General features: G+C 60.7%; 15 protein-coding genes and 1 riboswitch. Of the genes, 5 read left to right on the top strand and 10 right to left on the bottom strand.

Going from position 1 to position 14,638, the window contains the following annotated elements; all coding sequences use genetic code 11:
- The first annotated feature begins 111 nt into the window (after nucleotides 1-111).
- Nucleotides 112-1,326 carry a cytochrome b N-terminal domain-containing protein gene (locus tag ACE2AA_RS11550; protein ID WP_141261489.1) on the top strand — a complete coding sequence of 405 codons (1,215 nt, stop codon included), beginning with the start codon at nucleotides 112-114 and terminating at the stop codon, nucleotides 1,324-1,326.
- A gap of 63 nt (nucleotides 1,327-1,389) precedes the next feature.
- Nucleotides 1,390-1,486, top strand: a riboswitch (TPP riboswitch).
- 65 nt (nucleotides 1,487-1,551) lie between these two features.
- Nucleotides 1,552-2,520 carry an ABC transporter substrate-binding protein gene (locus tag ACE2AA_RS11555; protein ID WP_395369868.1) on the top strand — a complete coding sequence of 323 codons (969 nt, stop codon included), beginning with the start codon at nucleotides 1,552-1,554 and terminating at the stop codon, nucleotides 2,518-2,520.
- A gap of 8 nt (nucleotides 2,521-2,528) precedes the next feature.
- Here the strand turns inward: ACE2AA_RS11555 and ACE2AA_RS11560 are convergent, their stop codons facing one another.
- Nucleotides 2,529-3,044, bottom strand: coding sequence for a DUF2721 domain-containing protein (locus ACE2AA_RS11560; protein ID WP_141261491.1), 516 nt, complete (start codon nucleotides 3,042-3,044; stop codon nucleotides 2,529-2,531).
- 92 nt (nucleotides 3,045-3,136) lie between these two features.
- On the opposite strand from ACE2AA_RS11560, the gene ACE2AA_RS11565 reads away from it, so the two are divergent.
- The 3 genes from ACE2AA_RS11565 to ACE2AA_RS11575 all read left to right on the top strand — a co-directional run bounded on the left by ACE2AA_RS11565 (nucleotide 3,137) and on the right by ACE2AA_RS11575 (nucleotide 6,939).
- The gene (locus ACE2AA_RS11565; protein WP_141261492.1) at nucleotides 3,137-3,409 is read left to right on the top strand and encodes a hypothetical protein; all 273 of its coding nucleotides are present in this window, start codon (nucleotides 3,137-3,139) and stop codon (nucleotides 3,407-3,409) included.
- A gap of 444 nt (nucleotides 3,410-3,853) precedes the next feature.
- The gene (locus tag ACE2AA_RS11570) at nucleotides 3,854-5,626 is read left to right on the top strand and encodes a porin (protein ID WP_395369870.1); all 1,773 of its coding nucleotides are present in this window, start codon (nucleotides 3,854-3,856) and stop codon (nucleotides 5,624-5,626) included.
- Between the two features lie 224 nt (nucleotides 5,627-5,850).
- Nucleotides 5,851-6,939: an oxidoreductase gene (locus tag ACE2AA_RS11575; protein WP_395369872.1), complete on the top strand. Its 1,089-nt coding sequence runs from the start codon at nucleotides 5,851-5,853 to the stop codon at nucleotides 6,937-6,939.
- Nucleotides 6,940-7,049: 110 nt separating this feature from the next.
- On the opposite strand, the gene ACE2AA_RS11580 is transcribed toward ACE2AA_RS11575, so the two are convergent.
- The 9 genes from ACE2AA_RS11580 to purH form a co-directional block, all read right to left on the bottom strand.
- On the bottom strand, nucleotides 7,050-8,717 hold the full coding sequence (locus ACE2AA_RS11580) for a glycosyltransferase family 39 protein (protein WP_141301655.1): 1,668 nt from the start codon (nucleotides 8,715-8,717) through the stop codon (nucleotides 7,050-7,052).
- A gap of 13 nt (nucleotides 8,718-8,730) precedes the next feature.
- Entirely contained in the window at nucleotides 8,731-9,480 is a 750-nt protein-coding gene (locus tag ACE2AA_RS11585; RefSeq protein ID WP_141301875.1) for a glycosyltransferase family 2 protein, read from the bottom strand.
- 21 nt (nucleotides 9,481-9,501) lie between these two features.
- Nucleotides 9,502-9,996, bottom strand: a complete 495-nt coding sequence (locus tag ACE2AA_RS11590; protein WP_141261499.1) for a F0F1 ATP synthase subunit B — start codon at nucleotides 9,994-9,996, stop codon at nucleotides 9,502-9,504.
- A gap of 30 nt (nucleotides 9,997-10,026) precedes the next feature.
- Nucleotides 10,027-10,641, bottom strand: a complete 615-nt coding sequence (locus ACE2AA_RS11595; RefSeq protein ID WP_110556120.1) for a hypothetical protein — start codon at nucleotides 10,639-10,641, stop codon at nucleotides 10,027-10,029.
- A gap of 16 nt (nucleotides 10,642-10,657) precedes the next feature.
- Nucleotides 10,658-10,882, bottom strand: coding sequence for an ATP synthase subunit C family protein (locus tag ACE2AA_RS11600; protein WP_003616715.1), 225 nt, complete (start codon nucleotides 10,880-10,882; stop codon nucleotides 10,658-10,660).
- 63 nt (nucleotides 10,883-10,945) lie between these two features.
- Nucleotides 10,946-11,695 carry a F0F1 ATP synthase subunit A gene (locus ACE2AA_RS11605; protein WP_395369876.1) on the bottom strand — a complete coding sequence of 250 codons (750 nt, stop codon included), beginning with the start codon at nucleotides 11,693-11,695 and terminating at the stop codon, nucleotides 10,946-10,948.
- A gap of 12 nt (nucleotides 11,696-11,707) precedes the next feature.
- Nucleotides 11,708-12,049, bottom strand: a complete 342-nt coding sequence (locus ACE2AA_RS11610; RefSeq protein WP_141261501.1) for an AtpZ/AtpI family protein — start codon at nucleotides 12,047-12,049, stop codon at nucleotides 11,708-11,710.
- A 123-nt stretch (nucleotides 12,050-12,172) separates the two neighbouring features.
- The gene (locus ACE2AA_RS11615) at nucleotides 12,173-12,946 is read right to left on the bottom strand and encodes a hypothetical protein (RefSeq protein WP_395369878.1); all 774 of its coding nucleotides are present in this window, start codon (nucleotides 12,944-12,946) and stop codon (nucleotides 12,173-12,175) included.
- 99 nt (nucleotides 12,947-13,045) lie between these two features.
- Nucleotides 13,046-14,626, bottom strand: a complete 1,581-nt coding sequence (gene purH / locus ACE2AA_RS11620) for a bifunctional phosphoribosylaminoimidazolecarboxamide formyltransferase/IMP cyclohydrolase (protein WP_395369880.1) — start codon at nucleotides 14,624-14,626, stop codon at nucleotides 13,046-13,048.
- Between the last annotated feature and the right edge of the window lie 12 nt (nucleotides 14,627-14,638).

Raw genomic sequence — 14,638 nt, forward strand, 5'->3', positions numbered from 1 at the left:
CTACACCATGGTATGAAATCGTTCCTGATTCAAAAAGATGAGGTGCCTGCCGCCCATCTGGCTGCTACACCGTTACCTGATTTTTCTTTCGTCTGAATTCAGGAAACAAGAATGAGCGGGCCCAGTCTCCCCGAAAACATTCCCCCACATGCGCATTCCGGACGCTCTGGCGGCATCCTGTCCTGGATTGACCGCAGGCTTCCGATCGTAAGCGGTTTCCGGCAGGAATATATCGACTTCCGCATGCCCCGGAACCTGAACGCCCTGTGGAATTTCGGGGCGATCCTGACGGCGGTGCTGGTGCTGATGCTGGCCACGGGCATTTTCCTGGCCATGAACTACACCCCCACCTCCGCCGGGGCCTTCATGTCGGTGGAGATGATCGAACGCCAGCTACCGGGTGGCTGGATGCTGCGCGCGATGCACATGACCGGGGCCAGCCTGTTCATGGCCGCCCTGTACATCCACCTGTTCCGGGGACTGTATTACGGTTCATACAAGCAGCCGCGCGAAATCCTGTGGCTGACCGGGCTGGGGCTGCTGCTGATGGTCATGGTCACGGCGTTCGCGGGTTATGTGCTGCCATGGGGTCAGATGTCTTACTGGGGGGCCGATGTCGCGGGCAAGGCGGTGGGCGCCGTGCCGGTCATTGGCGGAACACTTGAACACATCATGGAAGGCAGCGACCAGTTGGGGGATATTTTCATCCACCGTTTTTTCGTGCTGCATTTCCTCATGGCGTTCGCCATCGTGGCTGTCGTCGCCTTCCATGTGGCAGCACTGCATGTCAGCGGACCGAACAATCCCGATGGCAGGCCGGTACCAGAACGCCAGACCGTGCCCTTCCACCCCTATTATACCACCAAGGACCTGACGGGTCTTGTGCTGTTCGCGCTGGTGTTCGTGGCGCTTGCATTCCTGTGGCCCGATCTTCTGTCCGAACCGGAAAACTACCGTCCCGCAAATCCCATGCACACGCCTGCCGATATCGAGCCGGAATGGTATTTCCTGCCCTTTTATGGCCTGCTGCAGTCCGTACCGTCCAAGTTTGGCGGCCTGCTGGCGGCGGCGGGGTCGATCCTGATCCTGTTCGCGGTGCCGTGGCTGGACCGTTCGCCCATCCGTTCGGCACGTTTCCGCCCGGCCTGCCGGATCGGCATGGTGGGACTGGTCATATCGTTCGTACTGATGGGACTGGTGGGCCGCCACCATGCCGAAGGCGGCTGGATGATCGCGGGCCGGGTCGCGGCACTATATTATTTCGGTTATTTCCTTGTGCTGCTTCCGCTCTGCGCGCGGCGTGAACGGCAGCAGTCCGACGCCTGACATGTGATCGGGCATGGTCCTTCATCCGTGACTTGACGGATGCGGGGCCATACCCACACTCTTCCTGCCTGACCGGGGTGCCCATGATCCGTGGGCTGAGATCATACCCGTTGAACCTGATCTGGGTCATGCCAGCGAAGGGAGACTGTCCCGCCCGGGACATATGCACCCGTTCCCTGCCTGCCGTAGATTACGGATGTCAGGGAAAGGGAGCCTATCACATCCATGCAAACCCTCACACGTGCCCTTGGGGCAGCAGGATTTCTGGCCTGCACGATGCTGGCCCTGCCCGCCCATGCCGCCAGCCAGCAGGTCACGGTCGTGCTGGACTGGTTCCTCAACGCCGATCACGCCGCCCTTCTGGCCGCCCAGTACAGCGGCGCATTCATCCGCCACGGGCTGGATGTGAAGCTGATCGCCCCCGCGGATCCCGGATCGCCCGCGCGCCTGGTCGCGGCGGGACAGGCGGACCTTGCCGTATCTTACCAGACTCAGCTTGGCATGCTGGCGGACCAGAATATCCCGCTGGTACGGGTGGGCACGCTGATCGATACCCCGCTGAATGTCCTGATTACGGGGGAAGGGGTTCACTCCATCGCCGACCTGAAGGGCAAAACCATTGGCGTATCCATGCCGGGGGTGGATGACGCGGCACTGGACACCATGCTGCATTCAGCCGGGCTGGCCATGGGTGACGTGCATCAGGTCAATGTCAATTTTCAGCTGGAACAGGCCATCATAAGTCATGCCGTGGATGGCGTGATCGGGGCAGTGCGGACATATGAACTGATCGACCTGCAGCAGAAGGGTATGAAGGTCTCGGCGTTTTTCCCTGAGGAACATGGCGTGCCGATATCAGATGAACTGATCTTCCTGGCCGGTCGCGATCATGCGCATGATGCATGGATACGCCAGTTCATGGATGCGCTGGCGGAAGGGGCGAATACCCTGATCAACCACCCTGACGCCATGCTGGCGCAGACAATCCATGACCACCCGGAATTCGATACGCCGCTGAACCGGGCGGCGTGGCAGGCTACCCTACCGCGCATATGCAAGCAGCCGGCGCTGCTGAACGTGCCCCGCTATACAGCCTTTGCCACGTTCCTGCATGCCCATGGCATGATGACACATGCCATCCCGCTGGGGCAGTACGCGATCGATCCGTTCAGTCAGGTTACGACGACACCCTGACCCGTACCTCAGTCAATAATATTGTTCAGCATGTCCTGCTTGTGCGGCAGAAAGGTCGTGACCCGCAGGCCATGCCACGCAACAAGGCTGTCACCAAGGAACATGGCCAGCGCGACGACGGTGCAGACCAGTGCGTTACCGAACATGAGTACCAGCCACCACGCAATGGACGCATCGCGCACGCTGCCCATGAACAGCGCAAAGGCCGAACCACAGGCCGATGCCCCACCCACACCCGCGAACAGGATGGACGCATCCAGCAGCAGGGTGCGGTAATGCAAATGCGTCAGCCGGCGTAACAGTAGCGCAGCATCCGCGCTGCTCTTGTCATCGGCATTTTCCAGCTTGTCGCGTACCGTCTCGATATGGTCACTGACACGGGCCAGTCGTGTATTGAACATGTTAAGCAACGTGCCGATCCCCGACAGCATGAAAACCGGCGTCAGTGCGGTCTGGATCAGGTGGGCGACACCATCAACGGATGCATCGGGAACAAGACCGGGGAAGGCAGACACGAAAGGCATATCCTTGGCTACGGGCAAAGCCTGTGTTTCTTGGGCTTATCCCCGCCCGCGTCAAGGACAGAGTCGATATTGCGCAGACGTAAGGAGATTCCATGTCACATAATTACGCAACACCGCTGACACCGGAAAAACGGCTGGCGCGCGTGCTGGCGCGCATTCCGGCGGACTGGACGCTCAACCTTGACCGGCAGCCCACATCCACCGGCACGGGACAGTGGCGTGCGCGCCTGTGCATACCCGGACAGGATGCCCAGGAATGGACCGCGCCCCACGACACGATGGTGGATGCGCTGGAAACCGCATGGCGGCAGGCCCGCGCGATCCTGAATGCGGGACAGGCCATACGGGGCACGGTCACTAATTAACCAATAGAATACAAACACGGCTTCGTGATGATATATTCTGTATTCCTGAATGCACATAACGTACCTGTGTTGTTTTTTACTGACCATCGGACAGAAAAACATGCGCACACGATTGTTTGATGCATCCTTCAGAACGTTCCGATTCCGGTTCTTTCCCCGTCCCGCTGTTCCTGCCGTGCTGCGATATCGTACGCATCCGGTCGGGAAACGCACATGTGTCCCCTGCTGACCATATTTTGAACATTGTATGAAAAAGAAGGAAGATTTGCTAACGAATCCATCTGGATATGGACATGCATGTCCTGCCTGCAGCCAGAACGGGGGGAAGAATCCCTGCGTTATTACATACACGTCATGTGGCTGGATGGTGTCCGTTGCGCCTGATGGGGGCCATTGACCCGCGGGGTTTTATACAACAGGAATGCTGGCAGGGAGTTTAATACTATGTCGGCAGGAAAATTGGCGCGTATTGGCGCGGTAGTTGTCATGGCAAGCGGGGGCGCGTCCCTTGCCTGCCCCGAAGAGGCGCGGGCTGACGATTATAGTGAACTTCTCGACATCCTGAAGGCAAAGGGCAGCCTGACACAGGGCGAGTACAAGGGGCTTCTGGCCCATCACATGCAGCATGTGCGCGAAGCGGCATCCACCTCCAGCCGTGCAACACAGTATGTGCCCGCACAGCGCCATATGGCCGTTCCCACATCCACCCACGAGCAGGTGCGCACCGCCATGGGCCACCCGATCCAGCCCCCCGGCCAGATCGGCATTGGCGGTGGTGGCATGGACCCCGACTATGTGCTGGCGCAGGCCCAGCAGGCAGCGGCCAGCGCCCAGGCCAGCGCGGCGTCAGCAGAATCCACCTGGCTGGCCGCCCAGCATTCCATGGGTCTTGGCGGCGGACTGTCGTTCGTGCGCATGGAAAAATATGTGCCCGGCAAGGGCCTGACCTTCAAGGCGGGACCAGTCGACATCAACCTGTCGGGCTTCATCAACGGGTTCTATACCTATAACAGCCCGGCGGGTGGCATGCCGGTTGCCGGTGGCGTCTCGACGGGGGCAAGCGGGTTCGATTCCTCGGCGCTGCGTAACGGCCTGCTGCCTGCGGGCCTGATCCTCAAACTCTCGACCACGCAGAACGGCATCGACCTTGCCGCCGTCATGGGCATGTATCCCGGCATCGACAATGCCAAGAACGGCGCCATGAATGCCAATACCGGCGGCAGCCCGGTGGGTCTGGGCACCGCCGGCATCGATTTTCGTCAGGTTTACGTGACGGCGGGCAACAAGAAATGGGGCACGTTCAAGATCGGTCGTGACCTTGGCATCTTCGGCGGGGATGCCATCCTTGATGACGCAACCCTGCTGAGTGTCGGTTCCACCGGCAGCAACTCGGCGCCGGGCAATACCTCGCTGGGCCGCATCGGTGTCGGTTACGTGTATGCCGACTGGATCCCGCAGATTTCGTATCAGTCGCCCACCATCAAGGGGTTCCAGGGCACGATCGGCATCCTGCAGCCGCTGGATGAGTTTGATTTCTCTGGCGATGACGCCAACGGCAATGCCTATTCGGCAGGCTCCACCCAGCACAGTTCGCCCATGATCCAGGGCAAGGTGACCTATGACTTCAAGATCGGTGGACTGAGCGCCCGCATCTGGGCCAGCTTCCTGACGCAGCACCAGCAGAACCTGACCGTCAGCAAGACGACAACGGTTTCCACCCAACTGCTTGAGGAAAACGGTGGCATTTATAACATGACCACCAGCAGTACTGCGGATGTTGCCGTCATTCCGGGCCAGAAGCATGGTGTCACGGCGGAAGCGGGCGAAATCGGCACGAAGCTGACCTATGGTCCGGCGCAGTTCGTGGGCTACTACTACCGTGGCAGCGGCCTGGGCACGACCGGCCTGTTCTTTGACGGTGTGGCCAGCAACGGACGCAAGCGTGCATCGGAAGGCTACTATGTCCAGATGATGTATAACTTCACCAAGAAGTTCAAACTGGTCGGAAGCTATGGTGTCAGTAACCTTTACCTTGCACCGGGTGAGAGCAATCCCGACCTTGTCCGCCGCAATGAATCCGAAGTGGGCGCGGCCTACTATAAAATGACGGACTGGCTGAACCTTGTGGCTGAATACGCCCATACCAGTTCGGCCGCCCATGGCCCGTACAAGGAAAGCGACAACAGTGCATCAGGCGGTATGATCCTTCTGTTCTGATGCTGCGGGCTGCACGGGGCCAAAACTGCCCATAAAAACATCTGGCTGATTCCAGGAAAGTTTTGGTGAAGCTGTCTTCAACACGCTTCAGGGAACGTCGTCTTTTTGAAAAAGGGCGGCACCCAAAAACTTTTATCGGCAGGCGGTTTTGAAACAGCTTCTGATACGCTTCCCTCCATGTGCCGGTTTCCGTCATCATGGGAAACCATAGGGAAGGGAGACATATGTCCACACCACCACGCTGGCCATTACGGGTCGGCCTTGTCGGCTATGGCTTTGCCGGGCGCACCTTTCACGCCCCCCTGATCAATGCAACACCGGGGCTTGAACTTGTCGCCGTCTGTTCAGGACAGCGCGATGCGGTTTTACGTGACTGCCCACAGGTGGCGGTCACGGCGACGCCCGATGCCCTGTTTGCCCTGCCTGATCTGGACATGGTGGTGATCGCCACCCCGAACACGACCCATGCCGATCTTGCCATTGCAGCGTTACGTGCCGGGTTGCATGTGGTGGTGGACAAGCCGTTCACCATCACGCTGGAACAGGCGCGCGCGGTGGCACAGATGGCCCATTCACGGGAACGGTTCCTGTCCGTTTTCCAGAACCGGCGATGGGACAGCGATTTCCTTGGTATCCGCAACCTGATCGCGACCGGGCAGGTCGGACGGGTAACCGAACTGGAATCGCGCATGGACCGATTCCGTCCGCAGGTACGTGACCGCTGGCGTGAAACGGATGCAGCGGGCAGTGGCCTGTGGTTCGACCTTGGGCCGCACATGGCCGATCAGGCCCTGCAACTGTTTGGTCTGCCGGATCATGTGCAGGCCAGTCTGGCATGCCTGCGTGACAATGCCTGTGGCGATGACTGGGCACAGGTCCTGCTGATATATGGGAAAAGACGGGTCAGCCTGCATTGCAGTCTGCTCGCGGCATGGGCCGGTCCGCGCTTTGTCGTGCATGGGACACGCGGCACGATCCTGAAACATCATGCCGACCAGCAGGAAAACCAGCTTCGTGCCGGAATGCGCCCCGGTGATCCGGGCTGGGGCGATGACCCTGATGGCATGCTGGTATTTGACGGAACCGATACGCCGCGCACGCTACCTGCCCCGCCAGGCGACCAGCGGATCTATTATGCCATGCTGCGCGACGCTATCATGGGCCGGGGGCATAATCCCGTCCCCCCCATACAGGCCGTGGCATTGATGGCAGTTATGGAAACCTGCATCCTGTCCAGCCAGCGCCAGATGGCGCTTCCCCTCCCCCTGACGGAACAGGAAAAACAGGACTGGCATCAGGCATGGCAGCACTGATGCGATAAACCAGAATGACGTTTCTAGTGAAGCTTTTTGCAAAAAGCTTCGAAAAACGCCGCCTTTCTGAAAAAAGATGACACCAAAAAAACCTTTATTCCTTTTTTCTTTTACGGCGCAGCCGGTGGGACGACAGCATACAGTCCGATTTCCAGATGTTTACCCGTTGAATAATTCAGCCCCGTCTGCTGCCCCAGTTCATGCACATCCAGACCGTTTTCCATGATGCGGGCACCAAAAGCCGCCAGATCCTGCGTTCCCACCAGGGCCATGCCACATTTGGGGTTCTGCTGCAGAAAATCTGCCGCAGCCGTGGCGTTAATCAGGCGCGTATCCTGACCCAGCAGGAACACGAGACTGGGTTCCGAATCTGATGTCGAAGCCACAATGGTCCGCGCGCAGGGACGGTGCGCATCCACCAGTGCCGCAAGGCGGGGACTGAGCCAGATGGTCTGTAACCGTGGAATGACGGTCGTAAACAGCCCGACATGGATGATGATGGCCGCAGCCACCGCCGCCATGGCCGCGCGTAGTGCGTCCCGGTGCAAAATCAGGTAACCCGACAGGCCCAGAAGCGGCAGCACACCTGCAGGCACCAGCATGGCAGCAGGGGACACCATGCCTTCCATGCGCCACAGCAGCACCGGTCCCGCAAACGCAAGGACCGACCCGACCGTGAACCAGACCAGCCCATAGGCCGCAAGCAGGCTGCGCGCCCATATCGCCCGTGGCCATTCCCAGTTTGTGGGAAAGGAAACGATCGCCGCCGCCGTCAGGATGGCAATAGCTGGATAGGTCGGCAGCACGTAATGCGGCAGCTTGGTTGCAATGGCTTCAAACACCAGCCAGTGCGGCACGATCCAGCACAGCAGGTAACGGACATGCGGCTGGAACCGGCGCTCCCATATGAAAGGCAGGCTCATGGCTGCAAAAACCGACCCCGGCCAGAAGGCAATGGCAAATACTACCAGATGATAGCCCGGCGGCAGGCCATGCGTTTCCTGCCCGCTGGCGACTTTACCCAGAAAATTGCGCCCGACCGCCCGTGAAAAGAAATCACCATGGCTTATGACCCCGATGGCGATGCACCACGGCAGCACGATGGCCAGCATAACCAGCCAGCCCCATGCAGGTCGCAACCGTTTCCACCAGTCAACGCGCCGTTCCACCAGCGCCAGCGCAAGTGGTGTGCCAAACCCCGGGATCAGGATGACCGGCCCCTTGAGCATCAGCCCGCACCCCAGCGCGATCCAGTACAGCAGGGCGGCGGCAAGCGGGGTAGCAAGATCACGTTCGCGGTCCAGATACGCACGCAGCAGCCCACATTGCGCCAGCAACACAAACAGCAGCAGGGTCGTATCAATGGTGGCCATCCGGCCTTCGGCCGTCATCAGCACCGATACCGCCAGCAGCCCTGCCGCCAGCAGGCCGCACATGGGACCGAACAGGGCCGCGCCAATCCACGCCGTCAGCACGGCAGAACCGGTCACCGCCAGAAGGGAAGGAATACGATAGGGCCAGACCGCGTGCGTGCCCTGCATGCCCGTCAGGCGGACAGCCGCAGCTTCAAGCCAGTATATGCCCGCAGGCTGAAGATAACGTGGCTGATCCAGAAACCGGACATCGACATAATTGCCGCTGTGCAGCATCTGTGCCGTGGCTTCCATATAACGCGGTTCATCACGATCCAGCGGAGGAAGCGACGCACGTCCTGGCAGGAACAGGACAAATACGGACAGCGCCACAAAGATATAGTGACGCAACGTCAGACGCGTCATGGGCACGGTCCCTTCAGCGTTCGATAACGCGTTTCGGTATCCTGGCGCGGTTGTTAAGCCACATTACACCCAATATGTCCCGAATGCCGACAATGGCCCGGTTAAGATTGGTATATTTGGAAGACCCATGCAGCCGGTTGCGGTGATGGACCGAAAAACAGGCCAGCGGCACACCCCGCCTGCCCATAAGGGCGGGCAGGAAGCGATGCAGTCCCTCAAACTGGGGCAGACCAAGGAAATCCTCGCGCCGGAACGCCTTCAGCGACGCCCCCGTATCGGGGCAGCCATCATCAAGCAGGCGACGGCGCAGGGCATTTGCAAAACGCGAAGCCAGCCTGCGTGACATGGTATCACGCCGCTTGGTCCGCACGCCTACGACCAGCGGGGCGCGCCCTTTTGCCGTGCGGCCCATTTCCAGCATGGGAATGAAATCAGCGGGATTATCCTGCCCGTCACCGTCCAGCAGGATCACCCACTCACCCCGTGCGGCTTCAACGCCGGTACGCAGGCCAGCGGATTTTCCGTAAACCGTATCATGACTGATGATACGCAGGCCAGGCAGGATACCGTCGCGCCTTACGGCTTCAAGCGCCGCCACGGTATCATCCGTGCTGCCATCATCAACGAAGATGACTTCAGCCCTGGGCAACTGACCAAGGACAGCAGATATTTCCTGACACAGGGGACGAATGTTCGGTCCCTCGTTCAGTACTGCCGCGATAATGGAGACAACGGGGCGTTCGTCCACCCCATTACCTGACATGCCGGTTGTCACCAATGGTGATCAGGCAGCGCGCTGGGACAGGGCCGTCGGCAGGTCACCGATGGACTTGTCAATAATCTTGCCGTCCGCATCCGCGGGCAGGCTTGCAGCCAGCGTTTCACGCGTGGCCTGAATGGCGATGTCAACAGCCGTCTCACGGACTTCACGCAGGGCGGAACGTTCTGCCGAAGCAATACGGTCCTTCGCCATCTGTTCACGCCGTGCGGCGATGTCCTCGGCGTCCTTGCGAGCCTTCAGCGCGATATTGGCCGCTTCACGCAGGGAATGTTCGACCAGTTCCTTGGCTTCGGCCAGTGCCGCTTCGCGGTCACGCGTCGCGTCCTCAAGCATCTGCTCGGCTTCACGGCGCAGGCGCGCAGCTTCATCAAGCTCTGCACGGATGCGCTCTGCCCGTCCGTCCAGCGCGCTCACCAGGGGTTTCCACAGTGAACGTCCGAACAGGACAAAAAACAGGACAAAGGCAACAGCCGACCAGAAACGGGGATCATGAAACATGATTATGACCTGTCTGTCTTGGGCAACTGGTCAGAGACCACGTGCTGCCGCAGCAGAACCGACCTTTGCCGTCACAAAATCGGCCGGGGCGGCAATGCCGGATAACTGATGGATCAGCGTTTCCGCCGTCGTTGTCGAAATCTCACGCACGGATGCCAGCGCCTGTCCGCGTGCCTGGGCAATGCGGGTTTCGGCATCCTGGATTTCCGTCGCCAGACGTGCATTCATTTCCTCGGTCTGCCGGGCGGCGGCAAGACGCGCCTCCTCGACAACCTTGTCCACATTGGCCTGTGCATCAGCCAGCGCCTTGCGGCGGGCTTCATGCAGGTCGGCCACTGCTTCATCAGCACGAGTCTTGGCCTTGTGCGCAATCCCGAGATCCGTCTCGATCGTCTGACGACGCAGCGACAGGACCTTTTCCACTTTCGGCAGGGCCGAACGGCTCAGCAGAAGGTAGAGTACCAGGAAAATGCCAGCGCCCCACACCACCTGTCCGATGACGTAGGGATTACCGAAATCAAGCTGGGGCATGCCCTCGGCGCGCGCGCCAGGGGCAACCATGGCCATCAGCGGCAGAGCCAGCGCGGACGAGGCCAGAAAAGTCCCCGCCCTTCGGATGTTGTCATACATCACGGCGCGCGCCATGTTCGCCTCCAGCGTATCAGACGAACAGGATCAGGAACGCGATCAGAAGCGCATACAGGGCAACGGCTTCCGTCAGGGCGAAGCCCAGCATGCCGAGACCGAACACGTGCGGACGCGCGGACGGGTTGCGCGCGATGCTGCTGACCAGCGTGGAGAAAATGTTACCCAGGCCAATGCCAACGCCAGCGAGGGCGATAACGGCGATACCGGCACCAATTTCACGGGCTGCTGCGATATCCATGTCTTGTTTTCCTTGTTTCAGACGTTCTGGATTGAAATAGATGGAAGCGGGTGTTGGAGCCCGTTAGTGGGCCACCGCCTCCCTCAGATAGATGCAGGTCAGGATCGCAAACACATAGGCCTGCAAGGCGCCAACCAGCAATTCGAGTGCCATCAGCGCGATATTGATGACCACGGGACCAACGGCGATGATGTCACCGAAGAAGCCCAGACCGGCCAGCATGATCGTGAAGGCGGCAAACATGTCGAACATCACGTGACCGGCGACCATGTTGGCAAACAGACGGATCGACAGGCTCACGGGACGCGAAAGAAAGGAAAGGATCTCGATCGGGATCAGCAGCGGGGCCAGTGCCTTGGGGGCGCCGGCGGGCATGAAGTGGGCGAAGAACTTCGCCCCCTGCACCTTGAGCGACACGATGATCGAGAGGCAGAACACCATCAGCGCCAGCGCCAGCGTCACGGCGATATGGCTGGTGAAGGCGAAGGAAAAAGGCAGCAGGCCAAGGTAGTTACCGGCCAGGATGAAGAAGAACAGCGTGAACACGAACGGGAAGAAGGCCCGGCCTTCCGGGCCAATCGTATCAACCGCCATGTTGTGGATGAAGTCGTAGCACATTTCGGCTGCGGACTGCAGCCGGCCCGGCACCACCGCCGCGGGACGCATGCCCACGTACAGGAATGCCAGAACCACAACGGCGGCAACAATCATCATCATGGGGGACTGGCTGAACCGCAGGGATTCGCCAAGTGCACCCAAAACTGGATGGAGCTCGAACTGACCGAGCGCGTCGATGGATGATCCGGCCGCCAACTTCGTTCTTCCCTATATCCGTCCAGAGCCGTTATCCGGCCCCTTTGCCTCAGTGTTTATGGCATCGGGCCTGACAAGACGCCAGACATTAAGCACACCTGCCACACCGCCCAGAAGCGAAAAGACGATAAGGAACCACGGCTTCGTATGCAGCCAGTGGTCAAGCCCCCAGCCAATCGCAACCCCGACCACAAGTGCCGATACAAGTTCCGTTCCCGACCTGATCACCAGGCCCAGATCGGACAGTGTCCCACCAGTGTCACGGGCAGCAGGTGCGGGCGGGTTCATGCGCTCGCGGGCTGCTTCCAGTCGCCGGTCAAAGGACTCGTCGGACGGGTCGTTATCCTTATCCACTTCTCGCACCTCCCAAGGGTGCAGGCGCTAGCTAACGATGCTGCAATAACCTGTCAAGCAACGGGTGGCAAACAAACGTGCCACCCCTGCATCTTTTTTCTGCGTACGGAATCCCGTACGCCCTTATTCGCCCGATGAACCGCCGGGAATGACGTCATAACCGGCACTGCCGGGAAACGCGCCGGGCGGGGGGGCGTCTGTAGGTTCGATATGGATGGCCTGATTGACGTCAGGCCCGATCTCACGCGCGTTGATGGCGGTGCCATGATCACCCGTAACCCCGGTACCGATCGCATGCAGTGTCGCCCCCGGCCTGAGCCATGCGCCAAGACGGGCGGCGTTCTTTTCCCCCACATACACGACGCTGTGGTCGCGCATGATGACCCCCTGCACCTTGCCCTGCATGTCATATAGCGGGGCGAGAATGGTGCCATCCACCGGCACGTCCGGACCGATACTGGGGGAATCAACAGGCGCCGTGGCGGATACGGGGGGATGCACGTCGGCAATACGGCGCCCGCGTGGGCCATTTACGGCATAGGCACGCACGATCGGCTGGCTGATGCCCTTCAGACCATTGACGCTGACCTGCTCACCCGGGCGGGCGATGGCGGGCAGTTCCTCTCCCAGGTCATGGGAAAAGAAAACCTGCGTGCCATCAGCCAGCAGCATGCCGGACATCTGCCCCGCCGGGGTCAGGATGTATTGCGCAAGCTGCCCCGTCGTGACGGGCAGCGGGGCCATGTCGAACACCGGTGCCAGCTGCACCGCAGCCGGGGCGGCTGGCACGGGCTGTGCGCCCCCCCTGCTGGCGGCATGGGCACAGCCCGCCGTCAGACTGCCAGCCACAAGCACGCCCGCAAGCAGGCGGCAGGAGGAACGTCGATGAATGTCCATGCGGGTACCCGTCTTTCGTCTGTCTTAAACCCCGGCTGTCCACCGGGCATGTCATCTCATGCCATACCCGGCGCACAGGCAAGGGGCCTTGCTGTGGGATCAGTGCCGGAAATGGCGCATACCTGTGAAGACCATCGCGATGCCTGCCCTGTCGGCGGCGGCAATCACCTCGTCATCACGGATGGAGCCACCGGGCTGGATCACGGCGGTCGCCCCTGCGGCAATGGCGGCTTCCAGACCATCGGCAAAGGGGAAGAACGCGTCCGACGCCACGACGCTGCCCTGTGTCAGCGGATGGTCGAGACCCGCTTCCTTCGCGGCATCAGCGCTTTTGGTTGCGGCGATGCGCGCGGAATCAACGCGGCTCATCTGTCCTGCGCCAATCCCCACCGTACTCTGGTCCTTGACGTAAACGATGGCGTTCGACTTTACGTGCTTGGCCACGCGGAAGGCAAAGATCAGGTCCGCCATTTCCGCCGGAGTCGGCGCACGTTTCGTCACCACCTGCAGCGCGTCGGGCGTGATGCGGCCGTTATCGCGTGTCTGCGCCAGGAAGCCACCGGCTACCGAACGCACCACCACGCCACCAGCCGCAGGATCGGGCAGCGCACCGGTCAGCAGCAGGCGCAGGTTTTTCTTGCGAGCAAGGATTTCACGCGCTTCGGCGGTCGCGTCGGGGGCAACGATCACCTCCGTAAAGATCGCGGCGATGCGCGATGCTGCCTCGGCTTCCAACGTACGGTTGAGTGCCACGATCCCGCCAAAGGCCGAAACCGGATCGCACCGCAGCGCCCTGTCCCATGCTTCCGCCTGCGTCGCCGCCACGGCCACGCCACAGGGATTGGCGTGCTTGACGATCACGACAGCCGGGGCATCAAATTCGGCCACAGCCTCAAACGCCGCATCGGTGTCGTTGATGTTGTTGTAGGACAGGGATTTGCCCTGCACCTGCGTTGCCGTGGCCACGCCGGGACGGGTGGAGCCGTCGGTATAGAAAGCCGCCTTCTGGTGCGGGTTTTCGCCATAGCGCAGGCTTTCGCGCTTCTCACCCGCCACGATCATGCGGGGCGGCAGTACCTCGCCTTCCTGTTTTGCGAACCATGCGGCAATCGCGGCGTCATAGGCGGCGGTGCGGGCATAGGCCGCACCGGCCAGTATCTTGCGCTGCACCAGTGTGGTGCCTCCATTTTCCAGCGCGGTGATGATTTCGCCGTACTGCGCCGGATCGGTCACGATTGCGACATGGGCATGGTTCTTGGCCGCCGCACGGATCAGGGCCGGGCCGCCGATGTCGATATTCTCGATGCAGTCCTCCGGTCCCGCGCCGGACGCCACCGTGGCCTCGAACGGGTACAGGTTGACGGCCACAAGGTCGATCGGGGCGATCCTGTGTTCTTCCATCTGGCTGACATGCGCAGGCAGGTCGCGCCGACCCAGGATGCCACCATGCACCTGCGGCACCAGTGTCTTGACGCGGCCATCAAGGATTTCCGGAAAACCGGTATGTTCTGACACGTCACGCACCGGGATGCCGGCTTCACGCAGGGTGCGGGCGGAACCACCCGTCGAGAGGATCTCTGCGCCATGGGCGACAAGGGCACGGGCAAGGTCAAGCAGGCCCTTCTTGTCGGAAACGGAAATCAGGGCACGCCGAACCGGCACGGTCTTCGGGGGGGTCATCAGCAGGTGACC

The sequence above is a fragment of the Komagataeibacter diospyri genome (genome assembly GCF_043995075.1).
Classification (GTDB): Bacteria; Pseudomonadota; Alphaproteobacteria; order Acetobacterales; family Acetobacteraceae; genus Komagataeibacter; species Komagataeibacter diospyri.